The sequence below is a fragment of the Microbacterium sp. UBA3486 genome, assembly GCF_002377845.1.
GTDB lineage: Bacteria > Actinomycetota > Actinomycetes > Actinomycetales > Microbacteriaceae > Microbacterium > Microbacterium maritypicum_A.
In genome coordinates this window covers 1-21,240 of the sequence record NZ_DFQP01000116.1, presented here as the reverse complement: position 1 = coordinate 21,240, position 21,240 = coordinate 1, and the positions used below count along the sequence as shown (strand labels likewise).

Here is a 21,240-nt window from a genome sequence, read left to right as displayed (position 1 = left end):
CATGCGTGCGAACACCGGCATCCGGGCCGGCAGGAAGACGATGAGAACCCATCGGTGGTTCACACCCTGGCTGCTCCTCGGGCCTGCCGTCGCCTGGGTGCTGGTGTTCGCGCTCTGGCCCTTCCTGAACACGGTCTTCCTCAGCTTCACCGATGCCCGGCCGCTGCGGAACCCCGAGTTCGTGGGCGGGGCGAACTACGAGCGCATGTTCGGCGACGAGATGTTCTGGAACGCCCTGACGACGTGCCTCATCTACGTGGTCGTGTGCGTGCCGCTGCTCACGATCCTCCCCCTGCTGCTGGCGCTCCTCGTGCAGAAGAAGCTCCCCGGCATCTCGTTCTTCCGCACCACGTTCTACTTCCCCGTGATCGCCTCGGTGGTCGTGGTCGCCCTCATCTGGACCTGGCTGTTCGACAGCCGTGGCATCATCAACCAGACGCTCGAGTTCCTCGGGCTGATCGACAAGCCGATGGCGTTCCTCGTCGACCGCTGGCTGCTGCTCGGCTGCGCCATCCTGCTCACGGTCTGGAAGGGCCTGGGCTACTACATGGTCGTGTACCTCGCGGCGCTCGGGAACGTCGGCAAGGAGCTGCACGAGGCCGCGATGCTCGACGGCGCCGGCTCGTTCCGCCGGTTCCTGTCCGTCACCATCCCCTCCGTGCGCGGCGCGATGCTGCTCATCTCGGTGCTCATCGCCGTGTCGGCGATGAGGGTCTTCGCCGAGCTCGACGTGCTGTCCAAGAGCACGGGCGGTCCCGGCGGATACGACATGTCGCTCGTGATGCTCATCCGTCAGGTGGGATCCGGTCTCAACGGGAACATCGGGTACGCCTCCGCCATCAGCGTGGCGCTGTTCCTGCTCACCCTCATCCCGCTCGTCGCGATCGCCGTCATGAATCGCGAGAAGAAGGCGAAGGTCTCCGCATGAGCACGCTCACGCCACCCCGTTCAGCGGAAGACGTCCGCGCCTCCGAGGAGCCGGCTGCACCGACCCGCGAGCGCATGTTCCGCCGCCGCGGCTCCGGCGACTTCAGCAAGCCGACCCTCGGCGGGCTGATCGGCCGATACGCGCTCCTCCTCTTCGTCCTCGTGATCGTCATCGGGCCGTTCCTCTGGCAGCTGTCGACCTCGTTCAAGGGCGCCCAGGAGAACATCTACTCCTTCCCGCCCGAGCTCATCCCGCGCGAGCCGACCCTGCAGAACTACACCAGGGTCGCCGACATCGTCCCGGTGTACCTGTACGCCTGGCACTCGCTGCTCGTCTCGGTCGGCACGGTCATCAGCAACGTGGTCCTGGCCACCTTCGCGGGCTACGCGCTGGGCTGCATGCGGTTCCGCGGCAAGTGGATCGTCATGGGGATCCTGCTCTCGACGCTGCTCTTCCCCGGCGAGGTCACGGTGACGAGCAACTTCCTCACGATCCGCGCCCTGGGCCTGGCCGACACCCTCTGGGGCGTCTTCCTCCCCGGTGCGATCAGCGCGATGAACGTGCTGTTGATCGCCACCGCCTGCCGCATGATCCCGAAGGACGTGCTGGACGCCGCGACCGTCGACGGTGCGACGACCTGGCAGCGCATCCGGCACATCGTGTGGCCGAACATCCGCGGCATGGTCTCCGTGGTCGCGATCTTCGCCTTCATCGGCGCCTGGGACGACTACCTCTGGCCGCTGATCGTGCTGTCCGACCCGTCGAAGTACACGCTGACGGTCGGGATGGCCTACCTGAACAGCAGCTTCTCGGTCGACCCGCGCCTGATCGCGGCCGGCACCATGATCGCTCTCGTGCCGATCGTCATCATGTTCTCGTTCACGCAGCGGTTCTTCTTCAAGGGCGTGCAGGAGGGCGCGATCAAGGGGTGAGCGCCGTGCATCTCGCGCCGGCGGACGGGCCGGCAGATCCCCCGTCGTCCCGTCCCCGCTCGGGTGTGCTGTCGAGCCCGGTGCACGCCTTCGTGTTCGACCCCTCCGCCGGCGAGCAGCGGATCGACGTCCCGGGGTTCGACGATCTCGAGATCACCCCGGACACCGTGCTGCACTGGGCGTTCTACGCCGACGGTCCCGATGCGACCCTGGCCCCGCACGCGGCCCTCGCCGTCACCGTCGACGTGCGCCTCGCCGACGGCACCCGACTGAGCGATGTCGCCGCCGTGCGCGACCGCTACGATTTCCCTGTCACGGCGCACGCACAGTTCGACGCCCGGTGGAGCCTGCCCGAGCAGTGGAACGCCGACACCGTTTCGCTCGCCCCTTCGGCACGCCACCGCGGTGTGGTCGAGCTCGTGCTCGGCACCGCTTCGCTTTTCCACGCCGCAGACCTCCCCGCCCGATGCACGGGCTACGTGCAGGTCGAGGTCGAGCAGAAGGCGCCGACGCCGGCCGACGTCGCGCCGGTGGAACGCGTCGACACCCGACGCGGCTCGCACTCCGGCCCACGGTTCTCGCGCGGCAACACCATCCCGGCGGTCGCCCTCCCCCACGGATTCACGTTCGTCACGCCGGCGACCGATGCGGAGGACTCCCGATGGCCCTACCGCCCCTTCGTGCACGACGACCCGCAGGGGCGTCGTCTCGAAGCCCTGCAGTTCTCCCATCAGCCGAGCCCCTGGATCGGCGATCGTTCCGTGCTGCAGCTGATGCCGTTCCTCGGCACGCCCACCTCGCACCGCGCCGGCCGCCGCCGCTGGATCACTCGCGGTTCCGAGCGCGCGCGACCGCACGAGTACGCGGCGGAGCTCGGCGACGGCCTGCACGTCGAGATGACCGCGACCGCGCACGGGGCCGTCTTCCGCGTGCACAGCGCAGACCCCGATGCCCCGGTCGGCTTCGTCATCGACCAGCCCACCGACGACGGGCACCTCGCCTGGACGGACGCCGGAGGATTCGAGGGGTGGATCCCGGAGGGATCCGAGGAGTGGGGGAATGCGCCCCGGTGCTACTTCGCGGGAGCGGTGCGGCATCCCGGCGATGACGCGCATGGGGTCGGTCCGGCGCTCGCGCAGGGCCCGCTCGATGACGACGGACGCGGTGCGGTCGCCGGCTCCGTCGGTGGACGTGGGTCGCTCGAAGTGCGGATCGGCCTCTCCTTCCTCTCCGTGGCGCAGGCCCGGCATGCTCTGCAGACCGAGGCACCGCCCTCGGTCGCCTACGAGGAACTGCGCGACGCCGGCGCCGCCTCGTGGAATCGGCTGCTGTCGCGCGTGACGATCCCGCCGCTGCCCGACGCCGACCTTCCCTATCGCACGCTCGCCGACGAGGAGCATCGCTCCCGGATCGCCGGGGCGTTGCACCGCATGCACCTGTACCCCAACAGCGCGGCCGAGAACGTGGGCACCCCGGAGACGCCCGCCTGGCGGTTCGCCGATGTGTTCGCCGCACGACACCCCTCCGGCCAGGAGGCACCGGCCGTCGACGGGAAGCTCGTCGTGAACAACGGGTACTGGGACACCTATCGCACGGAGTGGCCGGCGCTCGCCCTGCTCGATCCGGGGCTCGCCGGCACGCTGCTCGACGGCCAGCTCGAGCAGTATCGCCGCGGAGGGTGGATGGCGAGATGGAGCGCGCCGGGGTACGTCGACAGCATGGTCGGCACCTCGAGCGACCAGATCTTCGCCGACGCGGCCCGCTGGGGCGTGGAGTTCGACCGGGTCGGCGCATTCGAGAGCGGGTGGCGGAACGCCTGCGAGCCGGGGCCGGACGCACGCCGCGGGCGCAAGGGCATCGCGAGGGGCCGATTCACGGGGTACATCTCCTCGGACGTACCGGAGGGCATGAGCTGGAGCATCGAGAACGCGGTGAGCGATGCCGCACTCGGCCGCTTCGCCGCGCAGCGGGCTTCCGACGTCGGATCCGGATCGGAATCAGCACGCTATCGATCCTTCGCCCGGTACTTCGCGAATCGATCCCGGTCGTATCGCACACTGTTCGACGAGGGCACGGGGTTCTTCCGGGGAAGGGACGACAGCGGTGCGCGCACCCCCGGATTCGATCCGCGATCCTGGGGCGGAGACAACGTCGAGACGAATGCCTGGGGTATGTCGGTCGGGGCTGTGCACGACGGAGCAGGCATCGCCGAGCTCTACGGGGGTCCAGCGGGCTTCGGCCGCCACCTCGACGCCCTCTTCGCGGAGCCGGAGACCGCGGACGAACGGTTCGGCGGCGCGTACGGCACCGTCATCCACGAGCAACGCGAGGCGAGGGCGCTGCGTTCCGGGATGTGCGCGATCTCGAACCAGCCCGCTCACCACATCCCCTTCATGTACGCGTTCAGCGATCGCCCGTGGCGGTCGGCGCCCCTCGTGAACGAGCTCGCCGGACGGCTGTTCACCGGCGGGCACATCGGCCAGGGTTTCCCCGGCGACGAGGACAACGGCGAGATGAGCGCGTGGTGGCTGTGGGCGGCGCTCGGGCTGTACCCGCTCGAGCTCGCCTCCGGACATCTGCGGATCGGATCACCGCTCTTCGACGACATCCGCGTGGATCGCGGCGACGGCTCGACCCTGCGCATCCGGTCCCGACGCTCCTCCCCCTCGGCCCACGTGCTGCAGGAGGCGCGACTCGACGGGGCTCCCATGGCGTCGGCCACGCTGCCGATCGACGCTCTCGCCGGCGACGCCGTGCTCGACCTGGTCTTCGGCGACGACCCCGTGTGCGCGCTCGAGACCGGCGAGCCGACTCCGCGCGACACCCCCGAACCCTGGCGCGCGGACCTGACATCGACCGGGGGCGAGGTCATCTCCTCCGTGGCGCTCGCGCACCCCGAGCGCGTCTTCGACGACGGGGATCCGGCGGGGGATCCCGGCGTCACCCTCCGCGCCGGGGAATGGGTCGGGTGGCGGTTCCCCGAGCCGCGCGGCGTCAGCGACCTCAGTGTGACGACGACGGCCGCCTCGAACTCGTCTGCACTGTGCTGGGAGATCCTGGGAGCGGACGAGAACTGGACCCCCATGACGACGACGCATCAGGAGGCTCTGCTTCGCGATCGCACGACGCCGTTCACGCTCACCGACCGGGTCGTGACCCCGGCGCTCCGCGTGCGTGCGGAGGCCGAGGTCACGATCCGTCAGCTCGAGGTGTTCGATCTGGACTGAGCACTCGAGACGGCACGTGGCCGGCTCGCGGCACGTGGCCGGATCACGGCGCAGCCGTGTACTGCGTCGCCTCTCCCTTGAGCTGCTGCGTGATCCCGGAAAGCAGCGCGGACTGGTCCGTCGCGGTGAGGTTGTACGCGACGTACACGCCGTACCCGTCGGCCACCGTGCGCTCGGCGAAGTCCGTGGCCGTCGACGAGCTCACGTTCGCGAGGTCGATCGCCGCAGCCCCGAGGCGGGTCTTGTCCCCGAAGCCCGGGATAGTCGGCGCGTCGTACGTGGGGTAGTACGGGTTCCAGGCGTAGTCGATCACGCCCGCGACGTCGAACTGACTGAAGTCGGTCACGGTGTACGTCTCGCCGATCGCGTACAGGCTGATGATCTTGTCGGGGCCCAGGCGATCGCGGAGAGCCGTCGCCAGCCATCCGAACGACTGCGCGTTGGGCTGCGGCGTGCCGTCGACTCCGTACTGCGCGTACTCGTCATCGAAGTCGATGCCGTCGAGCCCGTAGGTCGTCACCGCGTCGGCGAGTTGGGCGGCGAAGGCATCGGCTTCTTCGTACGAGGTGAAGTTCGCGAATCCCGCCCCCTGATGGTTGCCGAGCACGGAGAGCAGCACCTTGGTGCCGCGCGCCTGCACAGGGCGGATCTGGTTCTCGGCATCGTCGAGCGTCGCGGTGACGCGGTCGTTGAAGTGCAGGTAGGCCTTCTCGCCGTCGTAGTTGATGTTGGCGGCGAAGATGATCGCCATGTCGACGGCGGGCTTGCCCGAATCCGCCAGCGTGTAGTCGGCCACGTTCGCTAAATCGTTCGAGTTCACCTCGACGTACGCCACTACCTTCGGATCGGTCGCGGGGCTCTCGGCGACAGCCGGCGAGGCGGCGACGGCTCCGACCGTGGCGAGCGCCACCCCGGCGAGCGCCGCGAGCCCCTTTCGGAACCGGTGAATCTTGACGTGTGACTGAGTCATGGCAGATCGTCTCCTTCTTCATCGATATCGAGATCCGGCCGCATCGGTGCGACCTGCGGCCGACTATATCGCTTAAGTGGACGGAGGTGAAGAAGTCGATCGGCAGGTGGTTCCTCTCCTCCCGCACCGGGACCGCAGACGGCGACCTCCCCACAACGACTGGGTACGTCACCCACGGACACCGGAATACCGTGACAACCTGGCCGCTCCTCTCGGCGCGCATCGACGGCGTCGACGGTCGACTCGGACGCATCGAATCGACGGTCGACGACCTCGGCACGGAGCTGACGAATCTCGCGACGCGTTTCTGGCGATCGCAGTAGCTCTCACGAGCCGATCAGACCGTCACATCTCCCACCAGGTTCACCTTGATGCCCATACCGGCGAACATCGCGGCCTTCGCGATCAAGGCCTTGTCGGCCGTCTCGGCATCCGGGGCGTAGACCAGCTGGGCATGGTTGGCCTTGTGGCGGGCCATGAACTGGTCACGCGAGATGCCGTGCAGCACCACGTGCGCGATCGGCCATTCCGGGTTGGTGGCGTCCTTGCGCCGCTGCGTCTCCTCGGCAGGAAGCTCGACGACCGAGGCGCGGAAGATGTCGGCCTGCAGGATCCCCTCGGCGATGAACACCCGCGACAACACGATCTCACCCGGCTTCGAGACGCCGTTGATGGTCGCACCGCCGGCCGGGAAGAACACGTGGCCCTGGCGCCAGCCCTCGGCGTTCTGCCACCCGCCCAGGTGCGAGGCGGGCACCGAGCCGGAGATCTCGTAGACCCAGACGAACTGCCCGTCGTAGTCCTCACCCCAGCGCACGTCGTGCAGGGTGTTGTCGGGCACGAGCCCCATCGCGCGCCACACCCGGTCGGTCACGAGCGCGTCGACCGCGACCCCCTCGTCGGCCTCGTTGAAGTGCGGGAACGCGCGCCCCTCGTGCAGCACTCGTGAGCCGTCGCGCGAGGTGACGGGCGGCCGCTCGGTCGAGTTCAGGATGCCCTCGGCCAGGTCCGACGCCGGCACCAGGTCCTTGAGCCCCTGCTGGTACTGGATGCCGACCGCATCGAGTCCGAAGTCGTCGGCGATGCGGAGCGCGGCGATGTACATCTTCAGCTGCCACTGCACCTGTTCGCGCGTGAGCTCGGTGACGGCGTCCTCGCCGTAGCGGAACGTCATGCCCGCATCGATCAGCCAGTCGTAGGCGGCATCCGCCTCGTCCTCGGTGACGTTCAGCATCTCGGCGTACAGCGCCGACTGCGACAGCCGCTCCTTGTAGATGCCGGTCCCGTTGAGCAGCTCGTCGTCGAAGATCGCGTTGTACATGCCCATGCATCCTTCGTCGAAGACGCCGATGATCGCCTTCTCGGCGCGCAGCTCGGCCGCGAGCGCCTCACCCAGCTGCTTCTCGGGGCTCTCCGGCAGTGCGGGCAGTGCGCGCACGTGCGAGGCATCGTGGGCGATGGCACCGGTCTCGGTCCATTCCCTGATGCCGTCGGTGAACCACTGATCGGTGAAGTCGACCGACCACGTCGTCGCATAGGGCTTGTCCATCTTGGTCAGACCCGCGTTCAGCCCGAGCAGCCCGACGAGTCCGGGCCAGTCCCCCGCGAAGTTCGCGACGGTGAGGATCGGCCCCTCATGCGACCGCAGACCGGCGAGCACGTGGTGGGAGTACTGCCAGTTGGCGATGGCGACGACGAGGGGAGCATCGACGGGAATGCTCTTGAACACCTCGAGTCCCATCCGCTGGCTCGAGATGAAGCCATGGCCGGTCTCGGGGTCGACGCCGAACGGGCGGATGACTTCCCAGCCGAGCGCGTTCAGCACACCGGTCACGCCGCTCTCCAGCTCGACCTGCGTCGGCCAGCCGGCGACGTTCGCCGACTCGCGCAGGTCTCCGGACGTGATGATGTATGCCGTCTTCGGCGCGGTGGCCGGACGGGTCGCCGGCGTCGGCAGGGTGTAGGTGGTCATGATGCCTCCGGGGTTGGGGTCGGGGTGAGCGGGGAACGATGTGTCTCCCCCGCTCGAAGTCGGATGTCGCGGCCGACGGTCTGGCCGCGCAGCCGCAGGTCGGCGACATCGAGGGTGCCGCCGTCGAGATGGATGACCACGGCATGAGCGTCGATCTCGACACGCCCCCAGCCGGCTCCCGTGGTGAACAGGCTGCGGAAGTCACCGCCGGTCGCCGGCGCGAAGGACAGCTCGCCGCTCGGGGCATCCCACTGCACCCCGCTCGCACCGAGCAGAAGTGCCCACGACGCGAGTGATCGTGCGTAGTGGTTGCCGCATTCGATCTCGTTCCACGGACTTCGGTGACGCCCGTCGTACCGCCCACGCAGTGAACGCTCGACGAGGATCGCGCCATCGACGCGGCCGGCATAGAGAAGCGACGCCGCGACCTGGTGCTCGACTCCCGTCCACACCTCGTCGGAGTAGACGAAGGGGATCGCCGGGCGTCCACCGTGCGGCCACGATGCCAGCAGGAGTCCACCTTCGTCGTTCAGCGCGTACACGCGCTGCGTGCTCTCGTGCGCAGACAGGTCGTCGCGGTGGTTGTGCGCCACGATCGCGGCGAGCGCCGAGTCGACTCGTTCCGGGGGAAGGATGTGCCCGAGGCCGTTCACGAATGCGTGGAACTGCCCGAGGAGCTGATCCGACAGCACGCCGTCGCCGTATTGGTACCTGTGCGCATCGGCATCACCGATCACCTGGCGGTAGTACTCGCCGTTCCACAGCGTCTCATCCATCGCAGCGGCGACATGATCCGCTCGTGCCGACCATGCCTCCGCACGCCGGTCCTCACCCAGATGGGCGGCCATGCGTGCGCCCGCCCGGAGCGCGGCGAGGTACACACCGTTCGCGAGGGGCTCTGACCCGTGGAACTCGATGTCGTAGGTGTTGTGCATCTCGCCGTCGAGGAGTCCATCGCCGTCGCGATCCCATACCCTGATCGCGTAGTCCAGCGTGCGGGCCGCTGCGGGCCACAATTCGCGCAGGAAGTCGTCGTCTCCGCTGAAACGCCATTCACGGTGCAGGCGGAGCAGAGTGCCGAGCTGTCCATCGACGGCCGGGCCCATGAACCAGGAGGGGCCTCCGAAGACGCGGTTGCCGCGGAATTTCTGCGCCCCGGACCCGTCCGTCTCGAGCAGGTACTCCACCCGTCGAGCACTTCGTTCGAGCGAGGGGAAGAGCCACGCGAGGGTCTGCGCGTACGACCACACGTGAGTACAGGTCCCTTCGCACGAGCCTCCGTGATCGAACGAACCCTCCCATGCCGCGAACACCGGGCCCTCCCCCAACTCAGGGTTCGGCGATTCCACCACGAAGCCGGTCGTGGAGCGGGCGGCCGCGATGTTCGCTCCGATCGCGTCGATCAACACGGGATCGAGGCTCCCGCCGTACAGGGCCTCGACGAACGCGTCCGTCGTCTCCTCGAGCTCTGTGAGGTGCTCGTGGACGTGGGCAGCGGCACCCCAGGCGTCGGGCCACAGCGTCGCATAGTGGTTCCGCACGATCTCGTCGAGGTGAGGGTCGGCGAACACGATGTGCCCGTTCCACCCTCGACGGCGGTTCGGGAAGCTCCAGGACAGAACGAACTCGAAGTCGCGAGTCTCGCCGGGATCGAGGGTGTGCACGATACCGAGCGACCCGGTGCGCAGACGGGGAAGCTTCGCCAGCATCTCCGCTTCGGTGAGGGGTGCGGCATCCGGATCGGCGTCGAGTTCCGCGAAGAGCCCTCGCGGCCGGTCCTCCAGCGTGAGTCGCGGCTCGGCCGCGAGCAGTCCGTCGTCTGTCAGATCGTTCCAGAACAACCGTGCTCCGTCGGGCCAGTAGCTGGTGACCCACTGCGGCTTGGCGGTCGTGTCGGCATCCGTCGTGGTGAGGCTGAGAGTTCCGTAGCCGGGGTCGTCTGCCGGCAGGTCCACCCCGAAGTCGAGTCCGCGCACCTCGCCGTCGTCGCGCCAGCGCACCGTCTGCGTCGCACGCATCCCCCAAGGCGCATCCGGCCCGGGAGCACCGCGCCCCGCCGTGTGCGAGACGCTGCCCACGACCGTGACCGCCACCGGGACCTCTCCCGGGTTGGTCACGCGGTAGCGCAGGAGCGCTGCCGGGATGCCGGACTCGTCCGCGTCGAGAGGCACGAGGGGCGTGAAGGCGTGCAGCGAGACGTCGACGGGCAGGACGGCGTCCCTGAAGTCGACATCGACCACCGGATACTCGCCGTGCAGGGTCGCGGCATCGAGTCGCGGAAGACCCGCGAGCTGGTCGAACGCGTAGCCCGCATCCGCATCGTGACGCCCACTGAGCCGCGCTTCGAGCACTCGCGTGACCGCGTCCCCGCCCTCGGGAGCCGCATGAATCGCGAAGAAGGAGTGCGGGTTGCGGCGCCCCTTGTCCGGAAGGTTCTCGAGCTCCCAGTCGCGGAGCTCTCCCCTGGCGCCGATCGACACGTTGCCCGTCCCGATGCCTCCCAGCGGGAACGCCGTCGCCTGAGAGGTGTGCGGGATGCCGCGAGCGCGCCGTTCGGGGGTCATGCGGATGCTCCGCGCTGCGTATCCGCGAGCTCGTGCACGACGTCCTTCGTCTCCTCGTACAGACGCACGTATCTGTCGAACAGCTCGTCGTAGCCTCGGCGCAGCGCCTCATCCGGTCGGATCGTCTCCGCAACGGGGTTCCAGTCGGTGATGACCGGTGTCTCGTCGGATGCGGCGGTCGCGGTCGCCGCGAGAAAGGCCGCACCGTAGCTCGCGCCGATCGTCGTCTGCGGCACCTCCTGCACGAGCCCGGTCACATCGGAGACCACCTGCAACCAGAGCCGCCCCTGAGTTCCCCCGCCCACGGCGACGATCCGACGGATGTCGGCACCCGCCGCACGCATGGTCTCCACGTTGTGTCGCACCCCGAGCGCCGTGGCCTCGAGTGCTGCCCGATACAGATCGGCGCGCGTGTGGCCGAGAGTCAGTCCGGCGATCACTCCACGAGCGTCGGGGTCCTGGATCGGGGTACGCTCCCCGGCGAAGTACGGCAGCATGAGCAGGCCCCTCGCACCGGGCGGGGAGAGCTCCGCCTCTGCCAAGAGCACGGGGTAGTCGGCTCCTGTCAGATCCTTCAGCCAGGCGGTGAGCGCTCCAGACGTGGAGAGCCCGCCGGCGAGGTTTCGCGTGCCGGGGAAGGCTCCCGCGGTGGTCCACATCGACGGGGTGCGCAACGTCTCCTCCGCCGTCGCGACCAGGAACATGGTCGTTCCGTACATGAGCATCAGGTCCCCGACTTCGTGTGCGCCCACGCTGACCGCCTCAGTCCAGGCGTCGATGCTGCCCGCGATCACAGGTGTCCCCTCCGGGATCCCCGTGGCCGACGCCGCGCCTGCGGTCACTTCTCCCGCCAGGTCGCCTGCCCACAGCAGTGCCGGTTGTTCGATGCCGCTCGCGTACTGCTCCCACCACTCCCCGAGCCAACTCTCCGCCTCGATGTCATAGAGCGGCGAGACCTGGCTGGCGGATTGGTGGTCGAGCACGTAGGCGCCGGTGAGCTTCCTTGCGAGCCAGGACGCCGGCATGAACAGGCGTCGCGCCCTCCGCCGAGCCTCCGGCTCCTCGTCTTCGACCCAGACGATCTTGGGTCCACCAGCCTGGGACGTGAGCGCTGAGCCGCCGATGCGAGTGATCTCGTCGATGCCGAGTTCGGCCGTCATCCGGTCGATCTGGGCTGTCGCGCGGGTGTCGACGCCGTAGAGGATGGCGGGGCGCACCGGACGGTCTTCCTCGTCGGCGAGGAGGATGCAGGGACCCATCCCGCTTACCCCGACTCCGACCACCTCGACATCAGACGCCGCATCGAGCAGTTCCCTTGCGATCGAGACGAATTCGTCCCACCACACGTCGCCGTCCATCTCGACCCACCCGGCGTGGGGACGACGAACCTCGTGCGCACGGCTCGCCGACGCGATGATCGTGCCATCGATGCCCACCAGCACGCCTTTGCTGCTGGAAGTGCCGATGTCCACCCCGAGGGTGCAGCGCATGGTGTCCTCCTTGAAACCGGGCACAGAATCTGAAACCTGTGCATACTTTACGCGAAATCGATTTCAAGCCGCAAGAAGATCCGACCTTTACTGCACGATCCGTGGAGAAAGCCCACTCTCCGCCCTTCACGGGTTTGAGACTCCACCACGCGGGAATACCGTCACAACCTGGGGATTCCCTCGCAGGCTGCGAGCCATGCAGATGAACGAACCTCAGGCCTGGACGCCGGGAGCTGGGACATCGATTCGTGGCGGTGCACACGAAGATCGACGCCCGATTCGGCGCGATGGAAACCAGGTTCGAGCACTGGAGGCGATCTTCGACGCGCGACTCGGCTCTGTCGGTCGACGAATCGAAGAGCTCGGCGAAGAAGTCGCCAACCTGGCGACTCGTTTCTGGGGCGCTCGCTAGCTCCGTTGACTGGCGGGTTGGATCTCGTTGCGCAGCACCACGGTGCGTGAGGGCTGCTGGTCGCCCTTGATGCGTTCGAGGAGCATCCGCGCGGCGGTCACCCCCATATGACGTGCCGGCAGCCGGACGACCGTGACGGCCGTCGGCGACAGTGTCGTGAAAGGCAGTGACCCGATCACCGCGACGCCGACCTGCGGCGGGGTGAGCCCATGCTCGGTGAGCACCTGGATGGCGCCGACACCGATGAGGTTGTTCCCAGCGACCACGGCATCGGGCGGCTCGGGAAGCGCAAGGAGCTCCTCCATCGCCGCGCGTCCACCGTCCACGCGGAATGTCGCGAATCGGGTCAGTTCGTCGAGGTCGAGTTCGGGCTGCGCCGCCGCGAGCGCCGAACGCCACCCCGCAGCTCGCTCCGCCGCGGTGTCGATGTGCTCAGGACCCCCGATGTAGGCGATGCGGCGGTATCCCGCATTGATCAGATCCCGAGTCGCCGAGGTGCCTGCCGCGCGATTCGCCATCACGACGCCGTCGATGTCGTAGGCGGTGCTGCGGTCGACCGCGACCACCGGGCGTCCGGTCGCGAGGATGTCGTCGAGGTCGGACTGCTCGTCAGCGGTCGCGATGATGATCCCCGACATGTGTTCGGAGATCGCGATGCGGAGGTAGGTCGCCTCCTTCTCCAGCTGCGCGTCGGAGTTGCAGAGCACGACCGAATAGCCGGCCTCGGAGGCGACGTCCTCGACGCCTCGAGCCATCTCCGTGAAGTAGGGGTTCTCGATGTCGGGAATGACGAGCGCGATGACCTCGGAGCTCTGACGCCGAAGCGTGCGGGCCGTGCGGTTGGGCGTGAAGCTCAGCTTCGCCGCGGCGTCGCGCACGGCGGCGACCTTCTCCTCGGACACACGCGTTCCGTTGAACACACGCGAGACGGTCGCGGGAGAGACGCCCGCGAGTTCCGCGACGTCATAGATCGTGGCCATGCATCCTCACTGCCTGTCCGGACGACCGAACGTGAAAGCAACAGTATCGCGGACGCCTCCATTCTCTGGCGTTCCGGTGTGAAATCGATTACATTGACGCCATGACTTCCTCTCCCTCTGATCTGGCATCCCTCGCAGCGTTGCGTCCGGTGCAGACCCGATCGATCTCCCCCGAGAACTTCGATGGATCCGCTGGGGGCGGTGGCCGGGCGACCGAGGGCACGGGCGCGACGAACGCTCGTGACCTCGGCCCCGGTTGGAAGATCTCGCCCAGCATGGACATCAAAGCCGGCGAGACGCTCGAGCTCGCGAGCATCGCCGGCGCGGGCAAGATCACCCACATCTGGATCACGACCCATACCGACAACTGGCGCACCCTCGTGCTTCGCGCATACTGGGACGGCGCCGACGAGCCCGCCGTCGAGGTGCCGTACGGCGACTTCTTCTGCAACGCCTGGGGAGTCTTCGCGCAGGTGAACTCGCAGACGATCGCCGCGAACCCGCACGGCGGATTCAACTCCTATTGGCCGATGCCGTTCAAGGACGGCGCCAGATTGACCCTCGAGAACATCTCTGTCGTCGACGTGCGGGTCTACTACCAGGTGACGTACGAGGTCGGAGGCGACCACTCGAACGATGCGTACTTCCACGCACAGTGGCGTCGGTCCAACCCTCTGGCCGATCTCACCCCGCACGTGATCCTGGAAGGCATCGAGGGGCAGGGGCAGTACGTCGGTACGTACATCGCCTGGGGTGTGAACTCCAACGGATGGTGGGGCGAAGGTGAGATCAAGTTCTATCTCGACGACGACACCGACTATCCGACGATCTGCGGCACAGGGACCGAGGACTACTTCGGCGGCGCGTGGAACTTCGACATCCCCGGTCAGGGCTACACCGAGTTCTCGACCCCGTACCTCGGGATGCCTCAGGTGATCCGACCAGACGGCCTGTATGTCTCGCAACAACGCTTCGGGATGTACCGCTGGCACCTTCTCGACCCGATCCACTTCGCGACCGGCATCCCGAAGGTCGACATTCAGGCACTCGGGTGGCGCAGCGGGTGGCGGTACCTGCCGCTGCGCGACGACATCGCCTCCACGGCACTGTTCTACCTCGACCGCCCGACCGCGCGGCGCCCGAAGACGCCGACGGCCGACGACCTGGAGGTGCACCTCGGCGCTGCCCCGGTGCCGGACATCGGCGCCACTCCGCCCCGTGAGCCCCAGGACTGAGCGCGGCGGCTCTCAGGCGAGCCAGGCAGGAGCACGCCCGCGCAGCACGGCACCGTCGATGGAGAAACGGCCGGCTCCCGTGAGCGCCAACGCCAGTGCGGCGACGCCGAGAACCGCGACGAACTCGTAGCCCCCGTCCCCGACCCAGAGCCCGGCGGGGAGGTGCACGAGAAGGAGCGCCACCGCCATGTCGATCGCGAGCAGGATGCCCACAGGGCGTGTGAGGAATCCGAGCATCAACAGGATGCCACCGACGAGTTCGAGGAACGCGACCAGGGGAGCGGCGATCTCGGCGAACGGCACCCCCATGCCGGCGAAGCTTCCGATGGTTCCGGGGAGCGTGAACTCGAAGATCTTCTGCGCGCCGTGCGCGGCGAAGATCGCGCCGACCACGACGCGGAGGACCAGCAGGCCCGTCGAGGCGGCTGCAGAGGGGGCTTTGGTGTTCGTCATGAGGAGTTCTTCCTTCGTGGCAGGACACCCGCGCGCCAGGCGCGGACCAGGGTCGTTCCCTGCTCCTAAAACTAGGAAGCGTTGCTTTCGGTCTGCTGGACGCGCACCCTACCGGCGCCCTACACCAGCCCTTGCACGCGGAACTGCTCCGCGTGATACACGCTGTTGTCGCTCGTGTTCCACTGGCTCACGCTGAGGTGCAGGTCGGACAGCGTCGATCCAGGGATGATGTAGCCGCCGTAGAGCTGCGCGACGTGCGAGGCGTCTTCCGTGTTCCACTCCGTGCCGTGCAGCAGAGTGGTCTTCGCCGCGGTGTAGAGGTTGTCGGTCGGCGTGTTCAAGACCATCGCGTCGATCCGATACGCGCCGGAGTTGAACCAGGTGAGCACCCACTTACCGCCCAGCGGACGCAGGCACATCTCGCCGAACTTGCCGCCCAGCACCTCGGTGACGGGCTTGCCCCACCCCCATGAACCGTTCGCGAAGCCCCACGGCTGGTACGCCGACAGTGTCGTCATGTCGTTCGACGGCACCCGGTAGAGCACGATGCCCTTGTCGCGCTGGAAGCCCGTGCCGTAGATGTACACGTAGCCGTCGTTGCCCTCGCCCCAGGTGATGCACTGGAACCTGCCGCCTGCCATATCGGAGGGGAACTGCAGCCCGGTGTGCTGCCAGGTCGCGCCGTTGTCGTCAGACTTCCAGAGCTCCGTCCAGCGAACGGCTCCGAACTGCGGGCCGTTCACGATGGCGTGCAGATACATGCGCGATCCGATCGTGATCACATCGGAGGGGATGACCGTGGTGAAGTACCCGTCGTGCGGGTAGTACCAGAGCTGCGGCGCGACCCCCTGCGTGTTCACACCGGCACCGGCGCTCCCGTTGAACGTGACGCCGGCCGCGAGGTTCGTCGTCGAGGAGTAGAGGGCCACGGGCGAGCGCCAGTTCGCGCCGCCGACGCCATCGGCCCACGTGTCGCCGAACATGAAGAGCATCCGACCATCCGGTGTGCGAGCAGGGATCCCGAGATCCGTGGCCCCGATGCCGTACTGCGCCGGGCTCTGTGTACCGGCGAGAACCTTGATCCTCGTCACGGACAGTCCGGCGGCGGACGCAGGAGCGGGCCGGGCGGTCGCAGCGAGGAACGCCGCACCCACCACCGCCGCTCCCTGCAGAACACCTCTACGGCTGATCCGTGGCTCCTGCGTGTGCTCGGTCTCCATCGATCTCTCCTCTCGCTGCCGCCGGGTGGCGGGCGCCGGTGATGCTGCAGAGTGGTGCTACTTCAGGCCTGCCATCTTGATGTTGCCGATGATCTGACGCTGGAAGATGAGGAACAGGATGATCACCGGTGCTGCGGCGAGCACGGACCCGGCCATCAAGAGGCCAAGCTCAGTGCTGCGCTCGGAACGGAACGTCGCCAGATACTGCTGCAGCACGAACCGCTCCGGCGAGGTGATGGTCAAGATCGGCCAGACATACGAATTCCAGTACGCAAGGAATGCGGTGATCCCCATCACGACGAACGGCGGTTTCGACAGTGGCAGGAAGATGCGCACGAAGATGCCGAACCGCCCGCACCCGTCGAGCATCGCGGCCTCTTCCAAGCTCTTGGGGATGTTCAGATAGAACTGCCGGATGAAGAACACCATCCCGGCGCTCGCGAGCCCAGGGATCACCAGCACGGCCAGCGTGTCGAGCATGGAGAGGCGCGTGACCACGATGAAGCTCGTGAGCAGGATCGTCATACCCGGGATGAACATCGTCGTGATCACGATCGCCCAGATCGTCTTCTTGAACCGGAAGTCCAGTCGTGCGAATGCATAGGCGGCGAGCGAGTTCACCGCGAGGCTGCCGACGGTGAACAGCACAGCACCGAAGAAGGTCCACGCGAGTGTGCGCAGGAAGGTCGGGTCAGCCAGGATCTGCGCATAGTTCTGCCAGAGCCAGACTTCAGGGAAGAACTGGAACGGCGTCTCCACGACCTCGGTCTTCGACTTGAATCCGGCGATCACCATCCAGGCGAGCGGAAACAGCGAGGCGACGACGAACATCGCGCCCAGGATCACCTTGCCGATGACGACGAGCCAGCCCCCGACGCTGCGCGGTGTTCTGCCCGAGTGCGGCTCGCTACCGGCGAGGACGATTCGTGCGGTCTCCTGCATGACGGCCATCAGTCCACCAGCCTCTCGGAGTTGACGAACTTGAAGACGAGGGCAGAGATCGTGCCCAGCACCACGAACAGCAGCAGCGCGGCGGCGATCGAATAGCCGACGTTCACGTCGTTGCGGAAATGGTTGAAGATGAACAGGTTCGGCAGGGTCGTGGAGTCCAGCGGACCGCCCTGAGTCATGACGAGGGGAAGTTCGAACTGCTGGATCGCGGCGACGAAACCGGTGATGAGCAGGTACAGCACGACGTTCTTCATCTGCGGGATCGTGATGTACGCCGTCTTCTGACCCCAGTTGGCGCCCTCCATCGCCGCCGCCTCGTAGTACTCCGCCGGGATGTCGACCATCGCAGCGACCATGATCAGCGAGGTCAGGCCCATCCCGAGCCAGATCGCGGGGACGGCGATGGCGAGGAGCGCCCACTTGGGGTCGCCTATCCAGGCGATCGGCTCGATGCCGAAGACGCCGAGGAAAGCGTTCAGGAGCCCGCCGGAGTAGTTGTAGATCAGCACGAAGATGATCGACGCGATCACCGCGGAGATGATCGTCGGGATGTAGATGCTGACCTTCAGGAGGCTGGCCGCCCGTCTCGAGACGGTCACGACGAGGCTCGCGAACAGGAACGCCAGCACGAGCATGATCGGCACGGTGAGGAGCACGAAGGCGAAGCCACGGCCGATCGTCGCCAGGAACAGGGGGTCCTTCAGCACGTTGGCGTAGTTTCGTATGCCGACGAATTCCGGATCCTTGTAGAAGCTCCAATCCTGGAAGGAAAGGTAGCCGGCGTAGATCGCCGGCCAGATCACGAAGATCCCCAGCAGCACTACCAGCGGCAGCAGGAACCAGTACGCGGTCCTGTTGTCGCGATAGCGGTAACGATTCTGCCGCTGCCGGATCGCCCGGCGTTCCTGCACAGCCTGATCGGCCATATCCACCTCGTCGTGATCTCGTGTCCACCGCCGTTCGGGGGCCGCATCCCGACCCCCGAACAGTGAGCGACGTCAGTTCTTCGGTGCCTTGTCGGACAGTCCGTCGCGGTCGATGACGGTCTGGATCGCTGCGTTCGCGGTCTTGATCGCGTCATCCGCTGAGGCGGAGCCCTTCATCACCGACTCCATCGCGGTACCGACGGCGAGGTTGACGTCCCAGGGGTAAGTGGATCCGGCGATGGCGTCCGGTGCGATGTCGTCGACGATGATGCTCGACCACGGAGCATCGGCGGCTTCTTCACTCGCCGCGACGGCGTCCTGCACCGACTGACGCACCGGGACCTTGGTGAACTGGGTGTCGACGAAGAACGGGACGAGGTTCTGCGGCTCGCCGCCGATCGCCCAGGCGAGGAATTCGCCGGCGGCTTCGGGAGCCTTGCTCTTCGCGTCGACCACCCAGGTGAAGTTGCCCATCGTGGTAGCGGTGCGGCCGTCCGCCTCCGACGAGCTCGGGAAGGCCCCGACGCCGGTCTTGGCCAGCAGATCGGAATAGTCGGACCCGATCTCGGACATCATCCAGGAACCGGAGACCTTGAAGGCCACCTTCTGCTGACCGAAATCTTCACCGGCGACGTACGCCGCGAGCGGCTGCTTGGGCATGTACCCCTTGTCCCACAGCTCCTTGTACTGCTCCATCAGGGCGCGGTATCCGTCGTTGTCGATGTCCGGGGCGGTCCAGTCGTCGGTGAGCGCCAGGTGTCCGGCGAAGTTGTACTGCTGCCCCACGGTCGACCACGCCATCGTGACCGCATCCTGCGCCGGCGAGATGCAGTACTGCCCGTCGGAGAGCGTCGGCTGGATCTTCGCGCAGGCGGCGAGGAGATCGTTCCACGTCGCAGGCGCACTGCCTGAGTCGACTCCGGCGGCGTCCAACATGTCCTTGTTCCAGAACAGCACGGTCTGAGGCTCGAGCAGTAGCGGATAGGCATAGTGCGTGCCGTCGATCTCGGAGATCGATTTCGCGTTGTCGAGGATCTCGTCGAGTGCATCCTTCGGGACGATGGAATCGAGTTCGTGCACCGATCCGGCGTTCACGAGGTCGTAGAGGTTGGCGGAACTCGTATAGACGTCAGGAGCCTTGCCTGCGGCCTGGGCTGCCTTCATCTTCTGGTCCCAGGCATCGGCGGGGACCTCGGTATCGACCACCTTGATCTTGTCCTGCGAGGCGTTGAACTTCTTCACGATGTCGGCGTACCACTCGTTCTCCACCGGAGTGAACGTCCGGTGCCAGAACTGCACCGTGGTGACGCCGTCCTCTCCGCCGCTTTCACCGGCGGATTCTCCCGGCGTACCTGATCCACAGGCGGCAAGCAGGGAGCCGACGGCGAGCGCGCCGAGAGCGGCGAGCGTGACCCTGCGCGTACGAGTGGTGATTCTCATGGGTTCCTCCTCAGGAACGGACTCCTCATCGAGTCGCTGCTGTGATTCCGGCCGACGCCGGCGGGCCCCGGTCATGCGCGTGGATCCTCAGTGATCGGGTATGCGCCAGAGTATGCGAAATCGATTTCATGTGCAAGAGATCCCCTCCATGCCTCTCACTCGTCCTGCTCCAGATCGGCGGAGAACCAGAACACGTTGTACGGGCCCCAGAGGGAGAGCGTGAAGTAGATCCGACGACCGTCATCGCTCACGTAACGCGGATTCACATACGGCGAATACAGCCCCGGATAATCCGTGCGCGGAACCAGCTCGATGGGATCACCCCACGGACCCCATGGCGCGACTCCTTCGCGGACGTATGCGGAACCGGCATCCGAGTAGGTCATGATCCAACGGTCCAGATACGTCGACCACATGACCGAGAGCTCGCCGATCGTGCCATCCACGACCGTCTGCGCGTCAGCCGGATCGCTGCCCCACCGCGGCCGATCCCCGTCGAGACCGACGAAGTACGAGTACGCCGCCTGGTCTTCGACGGCGTCCTCGGCGGCAGGCACGCGCATCAGCTGTACACTGCCGAATCGTCCGGACGGAATCGCCCAGAAGTAGATCCAGTCCTCGCCCCCCTCCCTCACCTCGGCCGTCGCGAACTGCACGAAGTTCGAGTCTCCCGACCACTCCACGCCGTCGACCGGGCTCCATGTCGCGCCGTCATCCCGCGAGACGACAAGGGCGGAGTAGTTCGAATCCCAGGCTCCTGGATTGCCCCAGGAGCGCACCGACATGTACGAGACGTAGATCGCGTCTCCGACGGCGAAGCCGTAGGTCGGGATCTTCGTGACCTCGCCACCGGCGCCGTTCGCGTCATGAGCACCTTCGATGAGGGGCGCGGCGAGGCCGATCTCGTCCTCCACCCACCCCTCGAACTCGATGCCGTCCGACGGGTCGTCGTCGGTCGTCCACGCAGCCACGTTCGAGCGCCAGAACCCACCCTGACCGCCGATCGACCCGGGCTCGCGTTCGCCGAACGTGTCGCCGAAGAAGAAGAAGGTCTTATCGCCGACGTTGACCATCGAGCCGAGGTCGGTCCCCGCGACCGAGACCGAATCCGTGTCGTTCATGGCGCCCGGCCCCGTGAGCTGCGCGATCTCGGTGAGGTTCGACACCCCGTCGAGCAGGAACGGCTTGCCTGGATCGGGATCGATATTCACGGCTCCTCCTCCCCCGCACCCGACGAGAGCGAGCCCCAGGATGACGGATACGGCGACAGCGATGCGCCGAGGTGGCATGGCAGCACGCGACATGATCCTCCTTGATCAGCGGATGATGCCTTGACCCTAGCGAAATCGATTTCAACCGGCTAGTGCCATCGACGCGTCTGGCGCCCGCGTCAGCCGCAGGCGCCCGGGCGAGCCGACCGTGTCACCGGTGCGCGGCCACCACCTCGGCGACGGCGGTGCACTCGGCGGCACTCGGCTCGGCGATCGCCATGCGGCAGTGCGTGTCGACCACGTCGAGCACGCGGTACGCCTCTTTCATG

General features: G+C 67.0%; 16 protein-coding genes. 5 read left to right on the top strand and 11 right to left on the bottom strand.

The window, feature by feature from the left end:
- Window position 1 precedes the first annotated feature (1 nt).
- Genes B2869_RS18220 through B2869_RS18210 form a run of 3 tightly spaced genes read left to right on the top strand, consistent with a single transcriptional unit; the run spans window position 2 to window position 5,087 of the window.
- Window positions 2–928 (top strand): carbohydrate ABC transporter permease, encoded by a 927-nt coding sequence (locus B2869_RS18220; protein WP_021201716.1) that lies wholly within the window; start codon window positions 2–4, stop codon window positions 926–928.
- Window positions 925–1,860, top strand: coding sequence for a carbohydrate ABC transporter permease (locus tag B2869_RS18215; RefSeq protein ID WP_136024635.1), 936 nt, complete (start codon window positions 925–927; stop codon window positions 1,858–1,860). The genes B2869_RS18220 and B2869_RS18215 overlap by 4 nt, the downstream gene beginning before the upstream one ends.
- Window positions 1,857–5,087 (top strand): GH92 family glycosyl hydrolase, encoded by a 3,231-nt coding sequence (locus B2869_RS18210; RefSeq protein WP_292769648.1) that lies wholly within the window; start codon window positions 1,857–1,859, stop codon window positions 5,085–5,087. The genes B2869_RS18215 and B2869_RS18210 overlap by 4 nt, the downstream gene beginning before the upstream one ends.
- Window positions 5,088–5,130: 43 nt before the next feature.
- On the opposite strand, the gene B2869_RS18205 is transcribed toward B2869_RS18210, so the two are convergent.
- Window positions 5,131–6,057 (bottom strand): endo-beta-N-acetylglucosaminidase H, encoded by a 927-nt coding sequence (locus B2869_RS18205; RefSeq protein ID WP_292769645.1) that lies wholly within the window; start codon window positions 6,055–6,057, stop codon window positions 5,131–5,133.
- On the opposite strand from B2869_RS18205, the gene B2869_RS18200 reads away from it, so the two are divergent.
- Window positions 6,045–6,380, top strand: coding sequence for a hypothetical protein (locus tag B2869_RS18200; protein WP_292769642.1), 336 nt, complete (start codon window positions 6,045–6,047; stop codon window positions 6,378–6,380). The genes B2869_RS18205 and B2869_RS18200 overlap by 13 nt on opposite strands.
- Before the next feature lie 14 nt (window positions 6,381–6,394).
- Here B2869_RS18200 and B2869_RS18195 read toward each other — a convergent pair whose 3' ends face one another.
- The 4 genes from B2869_RS18195 to B2869_RS18180 all read right to left on the bottom strand — a co-directional run bounded on the left by B2869_RS18195 (window position 6,395) and on the right by B2869_RS18180 (window position 13,475).
- A complete protein-coding gene (locus tag B2869_RS18195) occupies window positions 6,395–8,029 on the bottom strand; it encodes a fucose isomerase (protein ID WP_292769640.1) in 1,635 nt (544 codons plus the stop codon).
- Window positions 8,026–10,593, bottom strand: coding sequence for a GH116 family glycosyl-hydrolase (locus B2869_RS18190; RefSeq protein WP_292769638.1), 2,568 nt, complete (start codon window positions 10,591–10,593; stop codon window positions 8,026–8,028). The genes B2869_RS18195 and B2869_RS18190 overlap by 4 nt, the downstream gene beginning before the upstream one ends.
- A complete protein-coding gene (locus B2869_RS18185; RefSeq protein ID WP_292769635.1) occupies window positions 10,590–12,083 on the bottom strand; it encodes an FGGY-family carbohydrate kinase in 1,494 nt (497 codons plus the stop codon). Before B2869_RS18185 ends, B2869_RS18190 begins: the two co-directional genes overlap by 4 nt.
- A gap of 408 nt (window positions 12,084–12,491) precedes the next feature.
- Window positions 12,492–13,475: a LacI family DNA-binding transcriptional regulator gene (locus B2869_RS18180; RefSeq protein ID WP_292769632.1), complete on the bottom strand. Its 984-nt coding sequence runs from the start codon at window positions 13,473–13,475 to the stop codon at window positions 12,492–12,494.
- Window positions 13,476–13,576: 101 nt separating this feature from the next.
- Here B2869_RS18180 and B2869_RS18175 point away from each other — a divergent pair, with 101 nt between their 5' ends.
- Window positions 13,577–14,710 (top strand): glycoside hydrolase family 172 protein, encoded by a 1,134-nt coding sequence (locus B2869_RS18175; RefSeq protein ID WP_292769629.1) that lies wholly within the window; start codon window positions 13,577–13,579, stop codon window positions 14,708–14,710.
- A gap of 12 nt (window positions 14,711–14,722) precedes the next feature.
- Here the strand turns inward: B2869_RS18175 and B2869_RS18170 are convergent, their stop codons facing one another.
- From B2869_RS18170 to B2869_RS18145, 6 genes are all read right to left on the bottom strand, one after another.
- Window positions 14,723–15,163: a DoxX family protein gene (locus tag B2869_RS18170; protein WP_292769626.1), complete on the bottom strand. Its 441-nt coding sequence runs from the start codon at window positions 15,161–15,163 to the stop codon at window positions 14,723–14,725.
- A gap of 119 nt (window positions 15,164–15,282) precedes the next feature.
- Entirely contained in the window at window positions 15,283–16,383 is a 1,101-nt protein-coding gene (locus B2869_RS18165) for a DUF4185 domain-containing protein (protein WP_292769623.1), read from the bottom strand.
- A 57-nt stretch (window positions 16,384–16,440) separates the two neighbouring features.
- Window positions 16,441–17,334, bottom strand: coding sequence for a carbohydrate ABC transporter permease (locus tag B2869_RS18160; RefSeq protein ID WP_292769620.1), 894 nt, complete (start codon window positions 17,332–17,334; stop codon window positions 16,441–16,443).
- Window positions 17,334–18,260 carry a carbohydrate ABC transporter permease gene (locus tag B2869_RS18155; RefSeq protein WP_292769617.1) on the bottom strand — a complete coding sequence of 309 codons (927 nt, stop codon included), beginning with the start codon at window positions 18,258–18,260 and terminating at the stop codon, window positions 17,334–17,336. Before B2869_RS18155 ends, B2869_RS18160 begins: the two co-directional genes overlap by 1 nt.
- 72 nt (window positions 18,261–18,332) lie before the next feature.
- Entirely contained in the window at window positions 18,333–19,700 is a 1,368-nt protein-coding gene (locus tag B2869_RS18150) for an ABC transporter substrate-binding protein (protein WP_292769615.1), read from the bottom strand.
- Window positions 19,701–19,855: 155 nt separating this feature from the next.
- Window positions 19,856–21,004 carry a DUF4185 domain-containing protein gene (locus B2869_RS18145; protein ID WP_292769612.1) on the bottom strand — a complete coding sequence of 383 codons (1,149 nt, stop codon included), beginning with the start codon at window positions 21,002–21,004 and terminating at the stop codon, window positions 19,856–19,858.
- Window positions 21,005–21,240: the final 236 nt, after the last annotated feature.

Excerpts from the sequence above, each read along its gene's own strand:
- B2869_RS18205 (WP_292769645.1), bottom strand. The coding sequence starts at position 6,057 with ATGACTCAGTCACACGTCAAGATTCACCGGTTCCGAAAGGGGCTCGCG.
- B2869_RS18170 (WP_292769626.1), bottom strand. The coding sequence starts at position 15,163 with ATGACGAACACCAAAGCCCCCTCTGCAGCCGCCTCGACGGGCCTGCTG.
- B2869_RS18165 (WP_292769623.1), bottom strand. The coding sequence starts at position 16,383 with ATGGAGACCGAGCACACGCAGGAGCCACGGATCAGCCGTAGAGGTGTT.
- B2869_RS18180 (WP_292769632.1), bottom strand. The coding sequence starts at position 13,475 with ATGGCCACGATCTATGACGTCGCGGAACTCGCGGGCGTCTCTCCCGCG.
- B2869_RS18185 (WP_292769635.1), bottom strand. The coding sequence starts at position 12,083 with ATGCGCTGCACCCTCGGGGTGGACATCGGCACTTCCAGCAGCAAAGGC.
- B2869_RS18145 (WP_292769612.1), bottom strand. The coding sequence starts at position 21,004 with ATGTCGCGTGCTGCCATGCCACCTCGGCGCATCGCTGTCGCCGTATCC.
- B2869_RS18155 (WP_292769617.1), bottom strand. The coding sequence starts at position 18,260 with ATGGCCGATCAGGCTGTGCAGGAACGCCGGGCGATCCGGCAGCGGCAG.
- B2869_RS18220 (WP_021201716.1), top strand. The coding sequence starts at position 2 with ATGCGTGCGAACACCGGCATCCGGGCCGGCAGGAAGACGATGAGAACC.
- B2869_RS18190 (WP_292769638.1), bottom strand. The coding sequence starts at position 10,593 with ATGACCCCCGAACGGCGCGCTCGCGGCATCCCGCACACCTCTCAGGCG.
- B2869_RS18195 (WP_292769640.1), bottom strand. The coding sequence starts at position 8,029 with ATGACCACCTACACCCTGCCGACGCCGGCGACCCGTCCGGCCACCGCG.
- B2869_RS18215 (WP_136024635.1), top strand. The coding sequence starts at position 925 with ATGAGCACGCTCACGCCACCCCGTTCAGCGGAAGACGTCCGCGCCTCC.
- B2869_RS18160 (WP_292769620.1), bottom strand. The coding sequence starts at position 17,334 with ATGGCCGTCATGCAGGAGACCGCACGAATCGTCCTCGCCGGTAGCGAG.
- B2869_RS18175 (WP_292769629.1), top strand. The coding sequence starts at position 13,577 with ATGACTTCCTCTCCCTCTGATCTGGCATCCCTCGCAGCGTTGCGTCCG.
- B2869_RS18150 (WP_292769615.1), bottom strand. The coding sequence starts at position 19,700 with ATGAGAATCACCACTCGTACGCGCAGGGTCACGCTCGCCGCTCTCGGC.